This is a genomic window from Gammaproteobacteria bacterium (assembly GCA_028819075.1).
Classification (GTDB): Bacteria; Gemmatimonadota; Gemmatimonadetes; order Longimicrobiales; family Gaopeijiaceae; genus BD2-11.
The window spans coordinates 196,676-218,851 of the sequence record JAPPMM010000040.1; the positions used below are offsets into that span (position 1 = coordinate 196,676).

The window sequence follows — 22,176 nt, forward strand, 5'->3', positions numbered from 1 at the left end:
CCTCCGGGGACGTACGGCATGCTTCGCGTGCACGGCGAGCCCGGTCGAGCGTTCTTCCGGCAGGTTTACTCCAGGAAGGAGGCAATGTGGACAGGAATTTTGCAATTGGAACCGTCGCGGTTGCCGTCGCGCTGCTGGTTCTCGGCTACGTCGAGGGCGCGGTAGGTGTCGGAGAAGCGGCCAACCTTGACCTCAACGGTATCCTTGGCCTCCTCTTTGCTGGAGCATTCTACACTCTTGTCCTTGGCTGGAGGGGCGTTGGCAACGCCTAGGACGGCTTCAAGGGCGGAGCGGTGCTCGGCGCCGTGATGAGCTTGATGAGCAATGGCATCATGAGCGGCGATGCGGTGATGGCACTCGTGGTTGCGGCGGTTGTGACGGGTATAGTCGGTGCCGTGCTGGGTGTTCTCGCGGGCAGAGGAAGTTCCGGCTGATCTCGATCCCTTAGGATGGCGGCGGCCGCGTCCCGCAGGGGCCGCCCGGACGCTTGGGGCGCGGCCGCCGATCCAGACTTCACCACTGTACCGCAGTCCCGGACCGCCCCTCCTTCCCGGTCGTTCCGGTCAATTCGCTTGCTTCGGTGGCTTTCCCCGGGTAGCGTGCGCCCTCCCCGAGTCCCGCGCGCTGCTCCTCGAAGAAGGAATCCTACGATGTACCGCTCTCCCCGTGTCTTGCTCGTCGCCCTGACCACATCTTCCGTCCTGGCTCTCGCGGGCTGCGGTCCGGCCACCCAGGCCTCGCCCGCAACAGCAGTCACCGACGGACCCTCGCATCCCGGGGTCGACGCCGTGTTCGCGGATCTGGACCGTGACGGCCCGGGTGCGGCGGTCGGAGTCCTGCTCGCGGGTGAAATCGTCCATCGCGCGGGATACGGCATCGCGCACCTCGACCACGGCGTCCCGATCACGCCCGGGACGGTGTTCGACATCGCCTCCATCTCCAAGCAGTTCGGCGCCATGGCGGCCCTCCTCCTCGAAGCCGACGGAAGGCTCGACCTGGACGAGGACGTGCGTGCCTACGTTCCCGAACTCCCCGACCTCGGGGTCCGGATCACACCGCGGCATCTCATCCACCACACCAGCGGGATTCGCGACTGGGTGCACGTCATGTCGCTGGCCGGGCTCGAGAGAAGCGACGTCATCTCCTTCGACCGGATCCTGCGCATGCTCTTCGAGCAGCAGGCGGTCAACTTCGATCCCGGTGCCGAGTACGCCTATTCCAACACGGGGTACAACCTGCTCGCCCGGGTGATCGAGGCGCAGTCGGGGCTGAGCTTCCGCGAGTTCACGCGGCGGCGGATCTTCGAGCCCCTGGGGATGAGCCGCACGCATTTCTCGGACGATCATCTGGAGGTCGTGGCGGGACGTGCCGAGTCCTATTCGCCGGACGGGGACGCGGGCTTCGTGCGCCAGCCCAACCAGCTCACGGCGCTGGCCTCGAGTTCGCTCAACACCACCATCGACGACTTCATCCTGTGGATGCAGAACTACGAAACCGGCGAGGTCGGAGGCGAGGAGTTGGTGAGGACGATGGTCGAGCAGGGCGTGCTGAACGACGGCGAGACGCTGGCGTACGCGCATGGGCTCACCATCGGCGCTTATCGGGGGCTGCCCAACTTCGGCCACGGCGGGTCCTGGGCGGGATACCGCACCAACTTCGTTCGCTTTCCGGAGCAGGACCTGTCGATCGCCGTGTTCTGCAACGTGTCGGACTGCGATCCCGCGGGGCGCGCGCGGCGCGTGGCAGAGGTCTTCGCCGGCGAGGCCATGGGCCCTGAACCCGAGCCGGTGGGCAGCGCCGAGATCACCGATGCGCCTCCGCCCATGCCCACGGAGGCCCAACTGCGCGAGTACGCCGGACGCTACCGGAGCCCCGAACTCGACATGACGTACGAGATCGTGGTCGATCGCGGCGGCCTGGTCGCCCGGCACTGGCGCACCGGCCCTTCGGCGCTGGCGCCGGCAGGCGAGGATGCCTTCTCAGGCAACCCGCGCCTCTTCCCGGAGCTGCGCTTCCGGCGGGACGGATCCGGTCGGGTGGTGGCGTTCACCGTCACCGGCGGGCGGGTGCGCGACCTGATCTTCGAGCGCGTGGGGGGATAGGCGGACCATGCGCTACCCGGCGGTAGTGTTCTTGATGACGCTCGCAGCAGGCGGATGCGGCGAGGATGCGCCCGGTTCCTCACCACCGGGCTCTTCGCGGCAACTGGGCGATACGACGTTCGTATTCTCGTCGGCGCCGCTGCGAGGCACGGCTTCCCTTCGCGAGGTGTCGCGTATCGGCATGGTCGACGGTCCACCGGAGTATCTGCTGGGCATGTTCCCGACGTTCACCGTGGGCCCGGACGGCAGTGTCGTCGTCGCCGACGGAGGCAACCTTCGACTCTACGACAGCGACGGCGCATACGTCAGGATGATCGCTCGCCAGGGCCAGGGACCCGGCGAGGTGAGGGCCCTGACCGGCATGGATGTCTCGGTCGACGGGCTGCTGGCCGTGCTGGACCTCGGGAATCGGCGCGTCAGCGTCTTTTCGCTCGACGGCAACCTCGTACGGGAGATCAGGCTCGATCGGACCGCTGGAAGACCCGGGTACGGACGGGACGCCATCCGATGGGACGATGAAGGTGACCTCTGGATCGCGCTCAACCCGCCCCGGAGTGGCGCGGATACGCTCCGCAGGGAGCAGCAGAGACCGCTGTTCGGCCGCCTGGTCGACCACGAGCAAGTCACCGACACCGTTTTCCTGCCCACGCGAGCCTGGGACGGGTGCGAGCGGCGACTCCCGATATTCGCCGCCGGGTTCATGGAAGACGGCCGTCTCTGGCACATGCCCTTCGCGCAATGGTCGCAGAATCGAATGGGCTCATTGGCGTTCGGGTGCTCGGCCGGCTACGCGATGGATGTCGCCCGGCCGGACGGGGGAGTAATTCGGATCTCGAGAGAATGGGAGCCCCCGGTGAGGACGGACGAGGAGCATGAGTACTGGTCCGAGCGGGAGCGAATGGCGGTTTCACAGCGTCGCAGTCTGAACCAGACTCTCGAGGGCACCGGACGAGGAGATCTGGTAAGGCCCATTCCTCCTGTTTCGATCCTTCCTCGGGATCGTCCCGCCTTCCTTCGACTCTGGCAAGCAGACGATGGCCGACTGTGGGTCTGGCCGGGAGCAACGGGCTCGAGCCGCGCAACGACCGAAGAAGAACGTCGCCAGCAACCGGGGCTGCCACGAACGATCTGGGAATACTGGAGTCTGACGGACGGCTTCGACGTGTTCGACGCGGACGGTCGATGGATCGGGCACGTCAACACGCCGGGAAGCTGGGACGCCGACCCCTATCCCGGGATTATCGATCCCTATTTCAAGGGCGACACGATCTGGGCCGTGGTCAAGGAGGAGTTCGACGTGCGCTACCTGGTACGGTTCGAAGTTGAATGGCCTTCTCCGGACTAGCGTCCAACGATCCTGCGGACCAGCGCTCGCCGATGCCGAGGGGCGCTTCGGCTACGACAATCCCCCGTCCACCAGCAGGCTCTCGCCGGTGACATAGGACGACGCGTCCGAGATCAGGAAGGCCACCGCCTCGGCCACCTCGCGGGTGCGCGCGGGGCGGCCGGCCGGGATCGTGGCACGCACGGCCTCGTCCACCGGGTAGCTGTCGACGTAGCCGGGCAGGACATCGTTCATGCGGATGCCGTCGGCGGCATAGCGCGTGGAGTACATGCGGGTGAAGGCGCTCAGCCCCGCGCGGATCGCCGACGAGATGGGGAAGGCGGCGGTGGGCCGCTCCGCCCCGAACGTGGAGATGTTCACGATGGAGCCGCCGCCGCCGGCCTTCAGGATGGGGGTCACCAGGCGGCTCATGCGCACCACGTTGAGGAGCAGCAGATCCAGGCCGTCGTGCCACGCCGCATCGTCGAGGTCGAGCAGATCGCCGCGCGCGGCGTGCCCGGTGTTGTTCACCACCCCGTCCAGACGCCCGAATCGGTCGAACGCGCCGTCCACCAGGCGGGCCAGGTCATCCGGCTCGGTGACCGAGCCCCGCATGCCCCACCCCCCCAGCCGCCCCGCCAGCTCGCGCGCCTCCGTCGACCGCGACATTAGCGCCACCCGGTAGCCGCGCTCGGCGAGCAGTTCAGCGCACGCCGCCCCCATCCCCCGCCCCGCCGCCGTAACCACGGCGACGGGCATGCCGGTGGAGCCGTCGGGCGCGCTCACGGGACGCGCACCCGCGAGGAGGCCCGCCCGACCCGCGCCCGGCCGCGCAGACGAGGCCGGTTGGCCGGCGACCCGGGTGAACGCGCGAATCCTTCCCCGGGTAGGACCGTATCGGTCACTGGATCCGCACCCCGCCGATCACAACCGGACTTGACGTTGCGCAGACTCATCCTCTCACTCGGCATCAACGCGGCCGCGCTCTGGGTCGCGGCGCAACTGGTCGCGGGCATCCGGCTCGGCGATCGGTTCGAGGAGGTCGTTGTGGTCGCGGCGATCTTCGCCCTGGTGAACGCCTTCATCCGACCGGTGGTGAAGTTCTTCGCCTTTCCGGTCATCCTCCTCACCCTGGGGCTCTTCACCCTCGTCATCAACGCCGGCATGCTCATGCTCGCCGACCTGCTGGCGGAAGGGCTGTTCGTGGCCGGCTTCGCATCGGCTCTCCTGGGCAGCGTGATCATCTCGTTCGTGAGCGTGGTGCTGGGGTCCATCCTGGACGTGAAGAAGAAGCGGGACTAGGGCACGACCGGATAGTACCACACCCGCTGAATCAGCCCGTCGCGCACGTGGTAGACCGCGAGCGAGGCCTGGGACCGTTCTTCTCCGTCCGGGGCCGTCCACGACGCCCGTTCGCGCACCGCCACGTAGTCCCCGGTGACGACGGCCTCCTCGATCTCGGACCGCACCGTCGGTTGCGCCTCGAAGTAGGTCGCCATGTAGTCGCGCAGCATCTCCCGGCCCCTCACTTCCACCGAGGTGATGCTTCCCTGCACATTCACCCATTCCACGGCGGGCGACACCCACGAAAGCAGATCCTCGGCATCGTGCCGGTTGAAGGCGTCCACATGCCCCTGCACCACCGCCAGCGGCCCGACCACCTCCGCTTCGGTCTCCGCCTCCGAGGGTCCGGAGCATGAGGCGCCCGCCCATCCCGCCATGAGGGCCGCGCCGACGGCCAACCACATCCTGCCCATCCTCTACTCCTCTGCCAGCACCATCTCCGCCAGCGTCCCCAGATCAGGCACTTCCAGATCGGGCCGGGCGCTCACGGGCATCGTAGCCCCCGATCCGCCATGGAGGGAGACCCTGTTCACATGCACCGTGGCCAACCCGAGACGCCTGGCCGGGGCGATGTCGTGGAAGAGGCTCTGGGCGACGTGCAGAATGGCGTCGACGGGCAGGCCGAGGCGCTCGAGCGCCAGTTGGAAGTTGCGCGCATCGGGCTTGTAGCTGCCGACCTGCTGGGCCGTTACGACTTCGTGGAACTCGACCCGCAGGCGGCGCGCCGAGAAGGCGAACAGGTCGTCATCCACGTTGGAGATCACCGCCAGCCGATAGCGCGACGCGAGGATGCGCAGGGCGGCCACCGTGTCGTTGAAGGGAGCCCAGCGGGCGATCGACTCCGGTAGCGAGGCCCGCTCCCCGGGGCCGGGCACGAACCCCAGCTCGCGCCCGAACTCGTCCACCACCCTGGAGAGGACATCCCGGTAGGTGCGGTAGGGACCGGCCTGGATGGTCGACTCGAAGCGCGCGAAGTGCTCCAGGATCTCCGCGGGAGGAAGGTCGTGGCCATGCGCGCCCAGCACGCGCTCGACGGCACGCAGAATCCCGCTCTCCCAGTCGATGAGCGTGCCGTAGCAGTCGAAGGTGAGAACCTCGAAGGAGGAGAGCTTGATCGCGTGCACGGGCCTATCTCCTTCTCTGCGCGCGCCGCTGCCGCGAGCGGGCCACCGCTTCCCCCACCAGCGGTCCGGCCAGCCCGCCGATGGTGCCTCCCAGGACCATCATGAACCCCAGCGGACCGAGGGTGCGCACCAGCCCCACCCCCGAGCTGATCGCCTGGTAAACGCTCGCGAGCCCGAAGGCGAGCGCGCCAACCACGAACCCGATCAGGGTGCGCCGCACGATTCGGTTCATCGACCGTCTCCCGTGGTGATTCCCTCGCGGGTTGCGCCGTTCACGCCCGACCCGTCCGCCAGCCCGCGCGTCTCCAGCAGATAGCGCGCCGTCGCACGGTATTCCTCATCCGTCATGGTGCCCGGAGCCTCGTAGGGCATCGCCAGGCGCAGATAGCGGGTCAGCGTCTCCTCGTCGCCGCGGGACGCCAGGGTCGCCGCGGTGATTTCGGCCCCGACCTGGCCCTCCACATCGTGACAGAAGGCGCAGCGTTGGGCGTATACCAGGGCGCCGTCGATCTCGGGGCCATCGCTACAGCCGACCGGCAGCGCGGTGGCGGAAACCGCGGCCCCGGCCAGGACGAGTGCCACCATCGTTCGCCTCCGGCCAGTCACCGCGATCCCGACCCGATCCTGCACAAGCCGGTCACCTTGGGCCGCGCCCCGACAGGTCGCCCGTCTGCCACTCAGGCCACCTCCACCGGGTGCGGAAGTGCCAGGTTGAGCAGGTAGCCCTTCTGGTTCCACACGCTCTCCATGGGCTGGGTGTTGCCCGCCGCATCGGTGGCGCGGGTGCGCAGCGTGTAGGAGCCGGGCGAGGCCTGCCACTCGAACTCGAAGCGCGTCCAGGCGTAGCGCAGGCGCGGTCCCATCAGGCGCGCGGGCGCCCAGGTGGCGCCGTCGTCCGCGCTCCATTCCACGGACTCGACGGGACCGTCGTTCGAGTAGGCAAAGCCGCGCAGCCGGGTTCTCCCCGCCGGGACCGTCCCCGGCCAGGGAAGGGCCAGCGCGCTCTTCACCGGGAGCGCCGTCACAGGGGCGCCGTCGGCGGGCGCGTACTGCTCGGCCGGCCAGTCCGGGCCGATCAGGACGTACGAACTGGTGTTCGCGCCCACCCAGATCGGCTCGGTGGAGACCTGGATCTCCCCGACCCACTTGATGCTGTTGCTTCCTGCCCAGCCGGGAACCACGCCGCGCACGGGGAACCCGTGGTCGGGAGGCAGCGATTCGCCGTTCATCGACAGGGCGAGCAGGGTGTCCGGGTCCATCGCCTTGTCCACCGGCATGGGCCGGCTGAAACCCCCGTCGTCGAGGCCCACGAGGTTAACCGCCACCGCCTCCGGCCGCAGTCCGGCCGCCCCGAGCACCGACGCCAGCGACAGTCCCGACCACGCAGCGCATCCGACCGCCCCCGTGCCCCACTGCGTGCCCTCGGCCGCCTGTCCCAGCACGCGGGCGTAGAAGCCTCGCCAGTTGCCGGCGCACTCCAGGTACGCGATCACCGACTGGCTCGGCAACGCGCGCAGGTCGTCCAGGCCGAGCTCGATGCTCCGTTCGATGCCGTCGCCGGTGACGCGCAGCCGGTAGTCGCCCGCCGCGATTGCCGGGGTCGGGGCATGGTTGCGTACGAAGAAGAGGTCGTTGGGGGTGATGAGCCCGTCCAAGAGCTCGAGCCGGCTCTCCAGGTTGAGGGCGTGGCGGATGAAGGGATCGGGATCCTTGAACCACGCCGTGTCCAGTTCGGGATCGACGGCGCCGGTATCGGAGCGGCAGCCGGGGAGGAAGGCGGATGCTCCGCCCGCGGCCAGCAGCGCCGCGAACTGCCGGCGGGAGAGCTCCGCGCCAGCCAGAGCCGGCCACTCCAGCGCGCGCGCCCTTCCCGGGGCTTTCGCCGGCTTCGCTCCAAACCCGGCCTCCCCGAACCCCTGCCCCCCGCTCACGACACGATCTCGATTTCGAGTTCGGTGGAGAACTCGATGCACCCGACCAGGGTGCGGTAGACCGGGCAGTAGGGGTGATGGATCTCGTGGGCCCGCCGCGCGCGGTCCTCCTTCCCCGCCTCCATGCGCAGGTGGTACCGCACATGGACGGTGCGAATCACGAGCACGCCGTCCTCCTTGTCAATGCCTCCCACGACCTCGGAGGTCAGGCGATCATGCCCAGCCGGTATCCCGCGCGCCTCCAGCGCGCCGCCAAGGGTTCCCGTCAGTCAGCCGCCGGCCGCCGCCACGATGTAGTCGAGGGTGGTGGCCACCGGCGTTTCGGGCTCGACGCCGTAGTGGCTGGCGATCTCGCTGTGCACCCCGAACAGGACGGGGTCGGGCGTGGCCGGCAGATGCGCATGGCGCAGCGGGCCCGCCTTGCGCTCGATGCGAACTCGGGAGGTGTAGACCACGGTTTGTCTCCTGTCCTGAAGGCTTGTGGTGGCAGCCGGGTGCTTGCTGGGGCTTCTGGCGGGCGTCGGGTTCCTGGGCCGGGGCTGAGGGCGCTGCCGGATCGGGTAGCGAGCGCGGTTACACGGCGACCGCGCGGGACCCGAGCTCCTCCATGGCTGCATCGACCGCACCCGCCGTGTCGACCGTGCACCCGCTCGCTCCCAGGGCGTCGCCCACGGCGCGGATGGTGCGCCGCAGCAGGTCCGGCCGGGTGGTCACGTAGCCCATGTGCCCCACGCGGAAGTACCGGTCGGCCATGGCGGGATGCAGTCCCGCCGCGACGATCACGCCCCGCTCGACGATGCGGCCCACCAGGGAGGCGTCCACGCCCGCCGGGTACCGGACCGCACTCAGGGTATTCGCGCAGTGGGCGTCGCTGGCGGGGACAACACCGAGTTCCATGTGCGCCCATGCCGCCCGCATGGCCCGGCCCACGCGCGCATGGCGCTCGATGCGCGCGTCTACGCCCTCAAGCCCGTCCAGCCGGTCGGACAGGATCTCGTCGAGCGCGACGTCGGCCGCGACGACGAGGTTGGTCGCGGGGGTGGCGAAGTAGCTCATCCGGCCCGCCTCGTGGGTCTCCATGATGGGCAGCCAGACGTTCCAGTCGAGGTACAGGGGGCAGGGTGTGCGGCGCGTCCGGCTCGCCTCCATCGCGCGCGGGCCGGCGACGAAAAGCGCCAGCCCGGGCGGAAGCCCCATCGCCTTCTGCGAGGCGGTGAAATACACGTCGGCGCCCCATTCGGACATCTCGAAGGCCTCCGCCGCGGTGGCGCACACCCCGTCGAAGACGGACAGCACCCCGCGCGAGCGCGCGACCGCCGCCAGACCGGCCGGATCGACGAGCACGCCGGTCGAGGTATCGACGTGGGTGGCGAACAGCGCCTTCGCCGCGCAGGCGTCCAGGGCGGCCGCCACCTCCTCCGGCTCCGGCCGCTCGCCCGGCGGGCCGACCACCGTATGGACCTTGACCCCGCGATGCTCCAGTACCAGCCGCATGCGGTCGGCGAAGTAGCCGGTGTCCACGAGCAGGGCTTCGTCGCCCGGGTCGAGCAGGTTCACCGCCGCCATGTCCATCGCCAGCGTCCCGCTTCCCGCGACCATGAACGGCTGCGCGCCCTCCCCGGCCCGCCACACTTCGCGCATTCGGCTCAGCGACTCGCCGAACGCCTTCACCACAAAGGGTTGGCCGTGGCCGGGAGGCGGCCTCGAAAAGGCGCGCAGCACCTCCGGGGAGACCTCGATGGGTCCGGGGATCATCAGCAGGGGACGTTCGCTCATGGCACCTGGTAAACGGTTGAAGTCTTGAGAGCGCCGCATCTGGAATCGCTCTCGCCCGGGTGCCGAAGCTAACAAATCCGGCGGAGCCCCGGAAAGCCGGCCGGCATCCCCGATCTTTCTGTTCTTCCCCGTGCTTCCCATTATGCCCGGCGGACGCTCCCCATCATCCAGCGGAGAAACCCCATGGCCCAGAACCCCGGCGGCACCCCGGCGGACTCCTCCGAATTCGACCAGCTCGAGCTTCCGGACCGCTCGGTTCGCGGACTTCTCCGGCATTTCGGACCGGGGATCATCCTGATGATGACCGGGATCGGCACGAGTCACCTGGTTACCGCGCCCACCGCGGGAGGCCGGTTTGCCTACGCGCTGCTCTGGTGCCTGCCCGTGGCCTACATCTTCAAGTACTACGGCTTCGAGATGGCCTTCCGCTTCACCAACGCCACCGGCAAGAGCCTGATCGAGGCGTACGCCACGGCGCGCGGAAAGTGGCCGCTCTGGTACGTGCTGGTGACGACGCTGATCCAGTGCGCGATCGGACAGGCGGGGCGCCTCATCGCGGCGGCCGCGGTCGTCTACTACGTGGCGTCGGAAGTGATGGGCTGGCCCGTCACCCTCACCGGGGCCGCGGTGGGGCTGGGGGTGGTGTCGGTGGGCATTCTGCTCATGGGGCGCTACAAGGCCGTGGAGAACTCGGCCAAGATCCTGGCGGCCATCATGGTGGTGTCCACCCTGGCGGTGTACTTCTACCAGCCCGCGCCCTTCTCCGAGATGGGCACCTTCTTCCTGGTCGAGATCCCCGACGGCTCCTGGCTGGTCATCGCTGCCTTCCTGGGCCTCCTGCCCACCGGCATGGACGTCTCGCTGCAGGCCTCGGAGTGGGGGAAGGCCAAGAAGGCGGGAATGAGCAAGATCCGCGACCGCATGGAGGAGCTGGGCATCGCGCGCTCGTTCAACCCCTTCTCGCCGCGCCTGCGCGACCTGACCGTTCACACCGACCGCCTCCCCGCGCACGCACAGGAGTACTGCCGGCGCTGGTTCCAGATCGGCCTCTGGGACTTCCGCCTCGGGCACGTGGTGTCGTTCGTGATGGCCGCCGTGTTCATGCTGCTTGCGGCAGTGTGGCTCTACCCAAGCGCGGTGGAGGGCCAGGCAGTGATGGGCGAGATCGCGGGCATCTTCACCAACTCGGTGGGCCCGGGCATGATGGGCCTGTTCATGTTCGGCGCCTTCGCGGCCACCTTCTCGACCGCATTCAACTACTTCGACGGCTGGCCGCGCATCGTCGGGGCCTGCGCCCGCAACCTCTTCCGCGGCACCGCGCAAACGGCGGGCATCGACAGGAAGCAGAAGGGCTGGTACTCGGAGTACAACCTCTACCGCGCCACCATGATCTACTCGCTGATCGGCTCGGTGGCCGTGATCGCGGGGATGCCCCGGCCGGTGTTCCTGGTGCTGGTGGCGTCGGCGCTGGCGTTCTTCATCGCCCCGGTGATCTTCTTCCTCAACTTCTACTACTGCCTGGTGGTGATCCCGAAGGAGGACCGCGCCTTCTACCCCTCGACCTTCGCCCGCTGGTTCGGCTGGTTCAGCCTGATCGTGTTCACCGCGATGAGCGTGCTGCTGATCTTCGCGCGAGTGTTCGAGATCCCACTGTTCGGGGCGTGATATGACGAAGAATGCCCGCTTTCGCCCGACGCTGCTCAAGGTCCTTCTGGTCCAGGTGGTCGCCCTGATTCTGCTCTGGCTCCTGCAGGCCACCTACCACAGCTAGCGACCCGCCCATGCATCCCATCAACTGGCTGATCGTTGTCGCGTACGTCACCTACGTACTGGTCGACGGCGTCCGGCGGGCGCGCGGCACCACGGAGGTCGAGGGCTACTTCCTGGCGAACCGCTCGCTGCCCTGGTGGGCGGTCGGGCTATCGGTCATGGCGACGCAGTTGTCGGCGGTGACCATGATCGGCACCACGGGACAGGGCGCCACCGACGGGCTGCGCTTCGTGCAGTTCTACTTCGGGCTGCCGCTCGCGATGGTTCTTCTGGGCGTCACGCTGGTGCCGTTCCTGCGCGGAGCCGGGGTCTTCACCGCGTACGAATACCTGGAGCGCCGTTTCGGGCCGCGTACGCGCGCGCTTACCGCCTTCCTCTTCCTGCTGTCGCGCGGGATGTCGTGCGGGGTGATCATCGCGGCGCCGGCGGTCGTCTTCTCGGCGGTGTTCGGATGGCCGCTCCTCTGGTGCGTCGCGCTGATCGGCGTTCCGACGGTCGCGTACACGATGCTGGGTGGCATTCAGGCGGTCACCTGGGCCGATGTCAAGCAGATGGTCCTGATCGTGGTCGCGCTGCTGGCCGTGGTGGTGGTGCTGGTCGTGCGGATGCCGGTCTCGCCGGGCGAGGCGCTGCACATCGCGGGCGCGACGGGCCGCCTGAGGGTGTTCGACTTCTCGTTCACCGTCACCGAGACGTACACCTTCTGGTCGGGGCTGATCGGCGGCACCTTCCTGATGCTGTCCTACTTCGGCACGGACCAGTCCCAGGTGCAGCGCTACCTGGCCGCGAAATCGGTCGGCGCCGCGCGCACCTCGCTCCTGATGAGCGCGTACTGGAAGATCCCGCTGCAGGCGCTCGTGCTCCTGGTGGGGGTGATGGTGTTCGTCTACTACCAGTTCCAGCCGCCGCCGCTGCTGTTCAACCCGGCCCACGAGAACGCGGTGGTGGAGATGCGGGGGACGGAGTACGCCGCGCTCCAGGGCCGCTACGGTGAAGCGCTGGTGCTGAGGGAAGACGCGGCACGCCGCGCGGCGGGGCTGGCCGCTGCCGCAGGCGCGGATGCCACCGGCCAGACCGCCCTCGACGAATTCCGCGGCCGCGAAGCGACCGTCCAGGAGATCCGCGGCGAGGCGCTCGCCATGGCCGAGGAGGTCACCGGCGAGGCATCCCGCGACGTCAACTACATCATCCCCCGCTTCGTCCTCGGCGAGCTGCCGATCGGCTTGGCGGGCCTCTTCATCGCGGCGATCATTGCGGCCGCCATGTCGAGCATCTCGTCGGAGCTGAACTCCCTTTCCACCACCAGCATCATCGACTTCTACCGGCGCTGGTTCCGCCCGGAGGCGAGCGACGCCCACTACCTGGCGGTCTCGAAGGCCGCGACCGCGTTCTGGGGGGTGTTCGCCTGCTTCGTCGCCCTCTACGCGGTCAGCCTGGGCTCGCTGATCGAGGTGGTGAACCGGTTCGGCTCATTCTTCTACGGCTCGATCCTGGGCGTCTTCCTGCTGGCGATGGTGCCCCGGGCCAGGGCGGCCGGCGCGTTCGTCGGTCTGCTCGTGGGGATGGGGGCAGTCGCCGCCGTGACCTTCGGCGCACCGGACGTCTCGTTCCTGTGGCACAACGTGATCGGCGCGCTGACCGTGGTGGGGGTCGGGGTGGTGCTGTCGCTGCGTGGGGCGGCCCGGGCTTAGGCGCCTCAAGGCCATAGCGGCACCATCCACCTCAGGGCATCCGCGGACTGCGCGTCCCGCCCCGGCCGGGCGGATATCGTCCCGGAAGCGGATCGAACCCGGCCTGCGAGAAGTGGCGGTCCGTCGTCAGGACCGTCCGGACGCGCAACTCCCGCATGACGACAAAGCTGGTGCAGTCCGTGAATGAGAACGCCTTGTCATTCCAGTCGAAGAACCAGCGCCTGGCCTTCCCGGCGCGCGCAGGCGTGATCCACTCCCACCGAAGCCGGGAACTGGCATCGATCTGTTCCCACCAGCGGGCCGCGGCGCCGAGCCCCAGCCGCATCCGAATCAGGGTCAGGGTCTCGTCGATCACATAGTCGGTGGAGAGGAGGTTCCCTCCGCTCCGCAACCACGCGTCACGCGATCCCCGGCTGGCCTCGTGCATGGGATCCGCCGCGTCCGCCATGGCCATCCAGCCCGCGGTGTCGACGAAGAGCGTGCGGTCAGGCACGCGGTGGCCCGTAGAGCGAGCGATCGTGTTCTTCCGCCGTCAAGCCATCGTCCGATCTGCCAACCGCCTCGGCCCGGTAGAGCGAATCGTCCTCGGCGACGCCGTGGGTGAAGACGCCGCTCAGCGGCACGATCCGGAACGCGGGGCGGCTGCGATAAAGCACGGTGAAATCCTCGCCCTTGCGGACGCGCTCGATGATCCGCCCCATCTCGTTGCGGAGCGTCTTGACGTTGATCGTGCTCGACATCGCTCGGGCATCTCCATCAGGCGGTTAGCAGTAGATCATGTTAAGATAATCTACAGTTGCCGACAAGATGCCTTAGCGGACGGCAGAGAGCGCCAGCCGCTCCACGAGCGTGACGATGACGAGGAACGACAAGCCGGTCCTGTAGCGGTTCTAGCTCTTCCCCCCCGTCAACCGCTTGACCCAGGGCGCCGCCAGCAGGCCCACGATGCCCACGATGCCGATGGTCATCGCGACGTTCTGGAAGAGCGCTCCCGGGGCGAGGTCCACCAGTTGCCCGGCAACCAGCCCGGCGAACAGGTTCCCCAGCGCCGCGCCCACGAACCACACGCCCATCATCTGACCCACCCGCTTCACGGGCGACAGCTTGGTGATCGCCGACAGGCCGATGGGCGAGATGCACAATTCACCCACGGTGTGGAAGAAGTAGGTCACCACGAGCCAGGAGGGACTCACAAGGTTGTCGGTTGTGGCGTTCGCAGCGCCCCAGGCCAGCACGAAGAACCCCATCGCCAGCCCCACCAGCCCCAGCCCAGCCTTCATGGGAATCGACGGGTTGCGGTTGCGCCGCTCCAGCCAGACCCAGAGCGATCCGAAGACCGGCGCCAGCAGGATGATGAAGAAGGAGTTCACCGACTGCAAAAAGCCGGCGGGCATGAGCCACCCGAGGATGTTGCGGTCGGTATAGTCGCGGCCGAAGAGGTTGAGGGAGGAGCCGGCCTGCTCGAAGCCGGACCAGAACACGGCGATCAGCAGGAAGAGCCAGAAGATCACCCCCAGGCGGCGGTTTTCCTCCCGGGTGTGGCCTCCCATCGTCCACAGGTAGACGAAGTAGGCCGCGATGATGATCAGCACGCCATAGCCCAGCACCGTCGCGATCTGCGACAGCGTGGCCGGAATCACCCCGTTCGACACCAGGTAGCCGAACGCCACGACGCCCACGACCACGGCGAAGAAGGTGCCGAAGAACCTGCGCGACTTCGTCGCCAGTTGCGCCGGGCGATCCTCCGTCTTCAGGAGCCCCGCGTCGCCCAGCAGGCGGGCCCGGTTGCGGTACTGGATGAGGCCGAACACCATGCCCACGCCGGCCGCACCGAAGCCCCAGTGCCAGTTGTAGCCTTCGGCCAGGAAGCTCGTGATGAGCGGTCCCAGCAGCGCCCCGACGTTGATCCCCATGTAGAAGATGGAGAAGCCGGCGTCGCGCCTCGCGCCCCCCTCGGGATAGAGCTCGCCCACGATGGTGCTGACGTTGGGCTTGAGCAGCCCCGTGCCCAGAACGACGAAGACGAGACCCAGAAAGAAGGCGAACGTGCTCGGCACCGCCATCGTGAAATGGCCCAGGGCGATGATCCAGCCCCCGACCCAGACCGCCTTGCGCTGGCCCCACAGGTTGTCGGCCACCCAGCCGCCGGGGAGCGCCATGATGTAGACGAGGCTCGTGTACAGGCCGTAGATGGCGGCGGCGGTTCCTGCATCGAGTGCCATGCCGGGGTTGGCGACCTCGGACCCGTCGCCCCGCAGGACCACGTGCGTGGTCGCAGTGGTCATGTACAGGATGAGCAGGGCGCGCATTCCATAGTAGGAAAAGCGCTCCCACATCTCGGTGAAGAACAGGGTGGAGAGCCCGGCGGGATGCCCGAACCAGGCTCCGTGGCGCTCCAGGATGTCGGCGTTCGAGGCGGATTGGGTCGTGGGATTATTCAAGGTCCCGGACTCCTGGCTAATTGAGATGGCTCAGCGCTTGAAGGTGAAGGCCCCGGCTTCCTTCATTTCGGCGATCTCGTCCCCGCCGTACCCGAGCACGTCCCCGAGAATCTCGTCGGTGTGCTCGCCCAGCAGCGGCGAACGCGTGATCTCCGCGGGCGAGTCCGAGAGCTTGATGGGACAGCCGAGGTTCCAGTACGGCCCGCGCTCGGGATGGTCGAGTTCGACATACATCTCGCGGCCGCGCACGTGGTCGTCGTCCGCCAGGTCCGCGGTGCTCATCACGGGACCGCAGGGCACGTTCAGCTCGTTCAGGATGGCCATCAGCTCGCGCTTCGTATACCGGCTCGCGAAATCGTTCAGGATGTCCCACATCGCGCCCTGGTTCTTGCGCCGCACGGTGATGTCCGAGAAGCGCGGATCGTTGACCAGCTCCTCGCCTCCGACGCGCGTCGCCAGCGCCTCCCACACGTGCTCCTGCACGACGATGTAGAGGTAGTCGTTGATGCCGCCCGGCTTGCAGTGGATGCAGTTGCCCAACTGCCCGCCTCCCGAGTCGTTGCCGGCGCGCGGGGTGAAGTCGTCGAACTCCTGAATCGAGTACTCCGCCAGCGGACCGCGGGTGATGCGCTGATGATCGCGCCACTTCACCCGCACCAGGTTCATCACGCAGTCCATCATGGCGCACTCGACGTACTGCCCCTTCCCGGTCTGCTCACGATGGAGCAGCGCCGCAAGGATGCCCAGCGCCAAATGCACCCCGGTGCCCGAGTCACCGATCTGCGCGCCGGTCACGACGGGCGATCCGTCGAACATCCCGGTCGTGCTCATCGAGCCGCCCATCGCCTGGGCGATGTTCTCGTAGGCCTTGAAGGCAGCGTAGGGACCCTCGGTGCCGAAGCCCTTGATGGAGGCCATTACCATGCGCGGGTTGATCTCGTGCACGCGCTCCCATCCGAAGCCGAGCCTGTCGAGGACGCCCGGCCCGAAGTTCTCCATGAGCACGTCGCACTCCTGCACCAGCCGGGTGAAGACCTCCTTCCCGCGCTCGTTCTTCAGGTTCACCGTGATCGAGCGCTTGTTGCAGTTGAGCATGGTGAAGTAGAGGCTGTCGGCCCCCGGCACATCGCGCAGCTGCTTGCGGGTGGCGTCCCCGAAGGGCGACTCCAGCTTGATCACGTCCGCGCCCATGAAGCCCAGGAGCTGGCTGGAGGTGGGGCCGGCCTGGACGTGGGTCATGTCCAGGATGCGGATGCCGTTGAGTGCTTTGCTCATTGACGGGTGGCTCCGATTGCTGGTTAAGGGTTGATCGATGGCGGAAGGGTGCCGGTCACTCGTATCCGGACCCCTTCATCGCCGGTCCGGGTCACGGGTTGCCGATGCTCGCTCGGTTATGGCTGGCCGGCTGCGACTACTTGTACATCGTCTGGCGCTTGGTGCCCGGCGCCCATTCGCCGGGATCCACCCAGATGTTGATGACCGCCGACTTGCCACTGCTGCGCACCGACTCGCGCGCCCGCTGGAGGGCCGGCTGGATCTGGCTTGGATCGCGCACCTCCTCGCCGTATCCACCCAGCATCTCCGCGAACTTCGAGAAGGGCACGTCGCCCAGCAGGTTGCCCACGTTGCCGCGCTCCTGCCCGTACTTGGCCAGTTGCCCGTAGCGGATCTGGTTCATCGCCGAGTTGTTGCCGATGACGGCGATGTAGGGCGCGCCGAAGCGGTTGCAGGTCTCCATGTCGAAGGCGGTCATGCCGAAGGAGCCGTCGCCGTAGTAGCAGAGGATCTCCTTGTTCGGATGCGCGAGCTTGGCCGCCATGGCGAAGCCGGTGCCGACGCCGAGTCCGCCCAGGGCGCCCGGATCCATCCAGTTGCCCGGCGCGCGCGGCTTGACCGCCTGGGCGCTGATGGTCACGACATCGCCGCCGTCGCCGATGTAGACGGTGTCCTCGGTGAGGAACTCGTTCAGCTCCCACGCCACCCGATAGGGATGGATTGGGTCGGCGTCGGAGAGGAAGAGCGGCATCAGCTTCTCGGTCTTCTGCTCCTCGATGGCGCGCAGCTCCTTCATCCAGCCCAGGCGGCGGGCCGGGCCGTCGCCGAGGTTGGTGCTGGCCTCCGCGAGCACCGCCTCCATGACGGCGCCGGGATGGCCCACCACCCCGAGGTCCACGTCGCGGTTCTTGCCCACCGTGCGGTAGTCGAGGTCGATCTGGACTACCTTGGCGCCGGCGGGCAGCCGCTTGCCGTACCCCATGCGGAAGTCGAAGGGGGTGCCCACGATCACGATCACGTCGGCGTTGCCGAAGGCGGCACCGCGGGTGCGGTGGAAGTAGTGGGGATCGTCCGGGCCGAGCAGCCCGCGGGAGGCGCCGTTGGTGAAGGTCGGGATGTTCAGCGTGCGAACCAGGTCCCAGGCCTCCTGGTGGGCGCGGCAGCCCCACACCTGCTGCCCGAAGAGGATGGCGGGGCGCTCGGATTTGACCAGCAGGTCGGCGAGGCGCTCGATGTCGCGGGGGTCGCCCACGGAGCGGGTCGAGGCGCGGTAGCGGCCCGGCTCGGGGATGGTCGCGCTGGCCAGCGGGATCTCGCGGTCCAGGATGTCGCGCGGAATCTCGAGGTAGCTCGGCCCGGGTGTGCCCGCGAAGCATTCGCGCGCGGCCATCGACACCATGTCCGCGATGCGCTCGGTGGAGCGGACCCCGCCCGAGAACTTGGTGATCGGGCGCGCGATGTTGACGTGGGGCAGGTCCTGAAGCGACCCCATCTTGTGCTGGGTGAGCGCGCCCTGCCCGCCGATGTGCAGCACCGGGCTCTCCGACCGGAACGCGGTGGCGATCCCGGTGAGCGCGTTGGTGAAGCCCGGGCCCGCCGTGGTGATCACGCACCCGAGCCCGCCGGTCTGGCGCGCGTACCCGTCGGCCGCGTGCGCGGCGACCTGCTCGTGCCGCACGTCGATGATGCGGATATCCTCGTCGATGCACCCGTCGTAGGTGTCGATGATGTGCCCGCCGCACAGCGTGAAGACGGTGTCGACGCCCTCGTTGGCCAGCGCCCGGGCGGCCAGGTGTCCGCCCGAGATGACGTCCTCGTCGCGGCTCTTGCGAGCCAGCGTGTCTTCGGCGGTCCTGGATTTCAGTGCGGTTGCGGTCGTCATGAACGGATCCTCCGTGATGGCTTTCGAATCGAGCCCGCGGGCCTCCCCGCGAGTCCGGGCAAACCTAGGGAGCCGCGCGCGGCCTGCCAAGGAAGGCGGGTGGCGTGTACGACCGTCAGCAAACCACGTTCTGCGACGCATGCAACTACGTCTGCATGCCCAGGGTACCGGATCCGACTACGGAGCTTGCGGATTCCCGTGGGTATCCCGGTAAGGACATCTGTTTCGATGGTCTCACGTGACTAGACAACTGGATCCCCGGGCTCGTCTTCGAACCCCGGCAAGGCTCGTCCCCATCCTGGCCGTGGCCGTGTCGGTCAGTGGTTCCTGCACTGAGCCGGAGTCGGGCGAGACTGCGCTTCGCCTGGTTCCGGTAGCCAGCTCGGGTTCGCCGCTCAGCGAGGGCGAATCGATCGCGTTGGTGACGGAGGTGGTGGCGTGCGTGATCGACTCCTACGAGGTCCGCATCCACTGTACGGGAAAGGATGATGTCCAGATCGGCGTATTCGGGCGGAGCGGGGAGGGTCCGGGCGAATTCGAGACGCCTTTCTTCCTCATCCGGGGACCAGACGAGACCGTCGGAGTGATCGACTGGGGCCTGATGCGGATTTCGGTCTTCACGCCCACGGGAAGATTGATGTCGGACAGATTCCTGGCCGACCTCTTCACGCCTTCCGGGCCATTCGGGACCTCATTGGTCGGGACCGTCATGGATCTGGCGGGGATGCAGTGGCGGCATGTCGAGCTGGACCTGGCGTCGGACGAAGTCCTGTGGGAGAGAGTCTTCCCCAGGGACCTGGCGGATGAGGCCGGGTGCGAGTCGTCCTCGTTTCGGGGGCTCGCGTTTGGCGTAGTGTCCCCCGGAGGTCAAATGGTGTTCTCGGCCTGCGACGGGCACCTTCTTCACTATGCAAGCAGGGATCATAGTGGCGGCCAGGTAATCCGGGCCCCCACCTATACCCTCGAACTGCCGAACGAACGCGACATCCAGTACGTCGAGGAACTCAGGCGAAACGCCGCCCAGCGTGGAGAATTCGTGCCCCCTCCGCCTTCCCGGGACACGCCAAAGGCGTATTCCAGGCACCTCTGGTTTGACGGTCAGGACCGGCTTTGGGTCCTGACCAACCGAGACCGCGACGAGTGGTCCTACCTCGATATCTACGACCGGGACGGCCAATACGCCGGCACCGTCAGGATACGAGACCGGGCGCACGGCTTCGACGTGCTTGGATCGACCCTGGCCGTCCTGGTCGAGCGGCAGGCGGGACCGGACGATGCCGACGGCGTCCCCGATCGCGCGATAGACTGGTACGACATCAGCGGTGTCGACCTGGGCCTGCGCGCTCCCTGACCAGGAACTCTCGGTTCCCACCACAGCTTGCATTGCCGGTCCGGGCAACTGACGTTACCATGTCACCATATGGAAGTTGGCAAAATACCATTTGGGGGACATCGAAATGAGATATCCGCCGCCGGAGTCGCGGTCAGCCCTGAACCGTCTTCTCGTTCGCGAGGGAGCGGTGGCCCTGGTACGGAACGGCCTCCCGTTCTCGACGCTGGACGAGGTCGCGGCCGCCGCTGGAGTGGGGCGCCTTGCTCTCGCGCGGGTCATCGATCTGTCCCCCACCACCCTGGCCCGGCGGCGCAACGCGGGAGTGCTGACCCCGGAGGAGTCGGATCGCCTGGTGCGCGTGGCCCGTCTGGTGGCGTTGGTCCACGACATGATGCTGGGCGATGGCAAAGCGGCCAGCCGCTGGCTCAGGGATCCGCACGATCTGCTCGAGGGCGAGTCACCGCTTGAACGGGCATCCACGGAGGTGGGGAGCCGCGAAGTGGAACAGGTCATCGGACGGATTCGCCACGGGATTTTCAGCTAGAGGTGCCTGAACTGATCCAAGGGTGGCGCCTCGCCTCGCCGGTGTACTCCCGCACCGTCAAAGCCATGCTCTCCGGGGACGGCACTCTTCGGAATGGCGGGCGCTGGAACAGCCCGGGGCGGCGGGTCGTCTACTTGGCAGCCAGCCTGGCGCTGGCGAGCATGGAGTTGCTCGTTCATCTCCGGGAAACCGATGTGCTGAAAGGGTACCGGAAGCTTCCGGTTGGTATCCCGGAGCACCTTGTGAAGGCTGCGGATCTGCGGGCGCTGCCCGCCGATTGGGCCCGTACCAGCCTGCATCCCGCTACCCAGAGGATTGGGGATCGATGGCTCGCCTCGCTGGAATCCGCCGTCCTCGCAGTGCCAAGCGCGGTGGTCATCGGTGAGGTCAACTACATCGTCAATCCCGCTCATCCCGATTTCGCGCGGCTTGAGCCGGGTGAGATTACGGATTTACCGCTACGATCCCAGGATCCTGAAAACCTCCGCCGGGCGGTAGTGCGAGCTACTCCTCCCGCACTCTCAGCACCAACTTGCCGAAGTGTGCGCTCGCCTCCATCTGGCGGTGCGCTTCGGCGGCATCCCTCAGTGGCAAGACCTTGTCAATCAGAGGCACGATGCGCCGCGCGGCGAAATGCGGCACCACCACCCGCTCGAACTCGGCCATGATGTCGGCTTTCTCGGGCACCGGACGCGAGCGCAGCACCGAGCCGATGACCGTGTGCCGCTTCACCATCAGCAGGGCCAGGTTGAGTTCGGCCTTGAGCCCGCCCATCAGGCCGATCACGACGAGGCGGCCGCCGGGCGCCATGGCCTTAAGGTTGCCGTTGAGGTAGGCCGCGCCGATGTGGTCGAGCACCACATCCACCCCCCGCCCCCCCGTGAAGGCGCGCACCGCCGGGGCGAACTCCTCGGCCGTGTAGTCCACCACGTGGTGCACTCCCATCGCCCGCACCCGCTCCACCTTGCCCGGCGAGGCGGTCACGACCATGCGCGTGGCCGGGACCAGCGTACGGCACAGGTGGATGGCCGCCGTGTTCACCCCGCCTCCACCACCGTGCAGCAGCACCGCCTCCCCGTCGCCGAGGCCGCCCAGCATGAACAGGTTGAGGTACGCGGTCACGTAGGTCTCGCACACGCACGCGGCCTCCTCCCATGAGAGAGCCTCGGGGACCCGCACCAGGTGGTCCTCGTAGGCGCACGCGAACTCGGCGTACCCCCCGCCGGCCACCAGCGTCATCACCCGGTCGCCGGGCCGGAAGCGTTCGACCCCGGCGCCCGTTTCGCGCACCACGCCCGCCACCTCGAGGCCCAGGATCTCCGACTCGCCCGGGGGCGGAGGGTACTTCCCCTCCCGCTGGCTGACGTCCGCCCGATTGACCGAAGTCGCCACCACCTCGATGAGCACCTGGCCCGGACCCGGCTCCGGCCTGGGGGCATCACCCCAGCGCAACACGCCGGCATCCCCGAAACCGTCCATCAATACGGCCTTCATGGCGTCTCCCTGGGCCAGTTCCCTTGGGTGCTCCTCGCGGAGCCGACCGACGACCCGCCGTCCGACTTGACCGGACTTCCGGCGCGCATCATCCTATCCGGAGCCGCCTTTCCGGGCGAGCCCGTGTTTTCGCGTCGCGTGTCGG

23 protein-coding genes are annotated in these 22,176 nt (G+C 67.9%); 8 read left to right on the top strand and 15 right to left on the bottom strand.

Annotated elements, in window-relative coordinates; genetic code table 11:
- The first annotated feature begins 86 nt into the window (after window positions 1-86).
- The 3 genes from OXU32_10150 to OXU32_10160 all read left to right on the top strand — a co-directional run bounded on the left by OXU32_10150 (window position 87) and on the right by OXU32_10160 (window position 3,447).
- Entirely contained in the window at window positions 87-272 is a 186-nt protein-coding gene (locus OXU32_10150; protein MDE0074308.1) for a hypothetical protein, read from the top strand.
- A gap of 378 nt (window positions 273-650) precedes the next feature.
- Window positions 651-2,102, top strand: coding sequence for a serine hydrolase (locus OXU32_10155; GenBank protein ID MDE0074309.1), 1,452 nt, complete (start codon window positions 651-653; stop codon window positions 2,100-2,102).
- 34 nt (window positions 2,103-2,136) lie between these two features.
- A complete protein-coding gene (locus OXU32_10160; GenBank protein ID MDE0074310.1) occupies window positions 2,137-3,447 on the top strand; it encodes a 6-bladed beta-propeller in 1,311 nt (436 codons plus the stop codon).
- 51 nt (window positions 3,448-3,498) lie between these two features.
- On the opposite strand, the gene OXU32_10165 is transcribed toward OXU32_10160, so the two are convergent.
- Entirely contained in the window at window positions 3,499-4,185 is a 687-nt protein-coding gene (locus OXU32_10165; protein ID MDE0074311.1) for an SDR family oxidoreductase, read from the bottom strand.
- A gap of 183 nt (window positions 4,186-4,368) precedes the next feature.
- Between OXU32_10165 and OXU32_10170 the strand changes: the two genes are divergently transcribed.
- Window positions 4,369-4,728, top strand: a complete 360-nt coding sequence (locus tag OXU32_10170) for a phage holin family protein (protein MDE0074312.1) — start codon at window positions 4,369-4,371, stop codon at window positions 4,726-4,728.
- Here OXU32_10170 and OXU32_10175 read toward each other — a convergent pair.
- The 8 genes from OXU32_10175 to OXU32_10210 all read right to left on the bottom strand — a co-directional run bounded on the left by OXU32_10175 (window position 4,725) and on the right by OXU32_10210 (window position 9,601).
- Complete coding sequence (locus OXU32_10175) at window positions 4,725-5,183, bottom strand: nuclear transport factor 2 family protein (protein MDE0074313.1); 459 nt, start codon at window positions 5,181-5,183, stop codon at window positions 4,725-4,727. The two genes, OXU32_10170 and OXU32_10175, sit on opposite strands and share 4 nt — an antisense overlap.
- Before the next feature lie 3 nt (window positions 5,184-5,186).
- The gene (locus OXU32_10180; protein ID MDE0074314.1) at window positions 5,187-5,894 is read right to left on the bottom strand and encodes a haloacid dehalogenase type II; all 708 of its coding nucleotides are present in this window, start codon (window positions 5,892-5,894) and stop codon (window positions 5,187-5,189) included.
- A 4-nt stretch (window positions 5,895-5,898) separates the two neighbouring features.
- Window positions 5,899-6,126 carry a hypothetical protein gene (locus OXU32_10185; protein ID MDE0074315.1) on the bottom strand — a complete coding sequence of 76 codons (228 nt, stop codon included), beginning with the start codon at window positions 6,124-6,126 and terminating at the stop codon, window positions 5,899-5,901.
- Window positions 6,123-6,479: a cytochrome c gene (locus OXU32_10190; GenBank protein ID MDE0074316.1), complete on the bottom strand. Its 357-nt coding sequence runs from the start codon at window positions 6,477-6,479 to the stop codon at window positions 6,123-6,125. The genes OXU32_10185 and OXU32_10190 overlap by 4 nt, the downstream gene beginning before the upstream one ends.
- Before the next feature lie 92 nt (window positions 6,480-6,571).
- A complete protein-coding gene (locus OXU32_10195; GenBank protein ID MDE0074317.1) occupies window positions 6,572-7,825 on the bottom strand; it encodes a sulfite oxidase in 1,254 nt (417 codons plus the stop codon).
- Window positions 7,822-8,094 (bottom strand): OsmC family protein, encoded by a 273-nt coding sequence (locus tag OXU32_10200; GenBank protein MDE0074318.1) that lies wholly within the window; start codon window positions 8,092-8,094, stop codon window positions 7,822-7,824. Before OXU32_10200 ends, OXU32_10195 begins: the two co-directional genes overlap by 4 nt.
- Complete coding sequence (locus OXU32_10205; protein MDE0074319.1) at window positions 8,095-8,280, bottom strand: hypothetical protein; 186 nt, start codon at window positions 8,278-8,280, stop codon at window positions 8,095-8,097. It lies immediately after the preceding gene.
- Between the two features lie 118 nt (window positions 8,281-8,398).
- The gene (locus OXU32_10210; protein MDE0074320.1) at window positions 8,399-9,601 is read right to left on the bottom strand and encodes an aminotransferase class V-fold PLP-dependent enzyme; all 1,203 of its coding nucleotides are present in this window, start codon (window positions 9,599-9,601) and stop codon (window positions 8,399-8,401) included.
- A 183-nt stretch (window positions 9,602-9,784) separates the two neighbouring features.
- Here OXU32_10210 and OXU32_10215 point away from each other — a divergent pair, with 183 nt between their 5' ends.
- Together OXU32_10215 and OXU32_10220 are read left to right on the top strand one after the other, a co-directional pair.
- A complete protein-coding gene (locus OXU32_10215) occupies window positions 9,785-11,266 on the top strand; it encodes an Nramp family divalent metal transporter (protein ID MDE0074321.1) in 1,482 nt (493 codons plus the stop codon).
- A gap of 116 nt (window positions 11,267-11,382) precedes the next feature.
- Complete coding sequence (locus tag OXU32_10220; protein MDE0074322.1) at window positions 11,383-13,062, top strand: sodium:solute symporter; 1,680 nt, start codon at window positions 11,383-11,385, stop codon at window positions 13,060-13,062.
- 31 nt (window positions 13,063-13,093) lie between these two features.
- Here the strand turns inward: OXU32_10220 and OXU32_10225 are convergent, their stop codons facing one another.
- From OXU32_10225 to OXU32_10245, 5 genes are all read right to left on the bottom strand, one after another.
- The gene (locus OXU32_10225) at window positions 13,094-13,555 is read right to left on the bottom strand and encodes a PIN domain-containing protein (protein MDE0074323.1); all 462 of its coding nucleotides are present in this window, start codon (window positions 13,553-13,555) and stop codon (window positions 13,094-13,096) included.
- Complete coding sequence (locus OXU32_10230) at window positions 13,548-13,802, bottom strand: type II toxin-antitoxin system prevent-host-death family antitoxin (GenBank protein ID MDE0074324.1); 255 nt, start codon at window positions 13,800-13,802, stop codon at window positions 13,548-13,550. Before OXU32_10230 ends, OXU32_10225 begins: the two co-directional genes overlap by 8 nt.
- 150 nt (window positions 13,803-13,952) lie before the next feature.
- Window positions 13,953-15,503, bottom strand: a complete 1,551-nt coding sequence (locus OXU32_10235; GenBank protein ID MDE0074325.1) for a peptide MFS transporter — start codon at window positions 15,501-15,503, stop codon at window positions 13,953-13,955.
- Window positions 15,504-15,533: 30 nt separating this feature from the next.
- Window positions 15,534-16,778: a formyl-CoA transferase gene (frc, locus tag OXU32_10240; GenBank protein MDE0074326.1), complete on the bottom strand. Its 1,245-nt coding sequence runs from the start codon at window positions 16,776-16,778 to the stop codon at window positions 15,534-15,536.
- Between the two features lie 136 nt (window positions 16,779-16,914).
- Entirely contained in the window at window positions 16,915-18,660 is a 1,746-nt protein-coding gene (locus OXU32_10245; protein MDE0074327.1) for a thiamine pyrophosphate-binding protein, read from the bottom strand.
- A gap of 238 nt (window positions 18,661-18,898) precedes the next feature.
- Here OXU32_10245 and OXU32_10250 point away from each other — a divergent pair, with 238 nt between their 5' ends.
- Together OXU32_10250 and OXU32_10255 are read left to right on the top strand one after the other, a co-directional pair.
- Window positions 18,899-20,011, top strand: a complete 1,113-nt coding sequence (locus tag OXU32_10250; protein MDE0074328.1) for a hypothetical protein — start codon at window positions 18,899-18,901, stop codon at window positions 20,009-20,011.
- Between the two features lie 106 nt (window positions 20,012-20,117).
- On the top strand, window positions 20,118-20,537 hold the full coding sequence (locus OXU32_10255; protein MDE0074329.1) for a DUF2384 domain-containing protein: 420 nt from the start codon (window positions 20,118-20,120) through the stop codon (window positions 20,535-20,537).
- 504 nt (window positions 20,538-21,041) lie between these two features.
- Here OXU32_10255 and OXU32_10260 read toward each other — a convergent pair.
- Window positions 21,042-22,031 carry an NAD(P)H-quinone oxidoreductase gene (locus tag OXU32_10260; GenBank protein ID MDE0074330.1) on the bottom strand — a complete coding sequence of 330 codons (990 nt, stop codon included), beginning with the start codon at window positions 22,029-22,031 and terminating at the stop codon, window positions 21,042-21,044.
- Window positions 22,032-22,176: the final 145 nt, after the last annotated feature.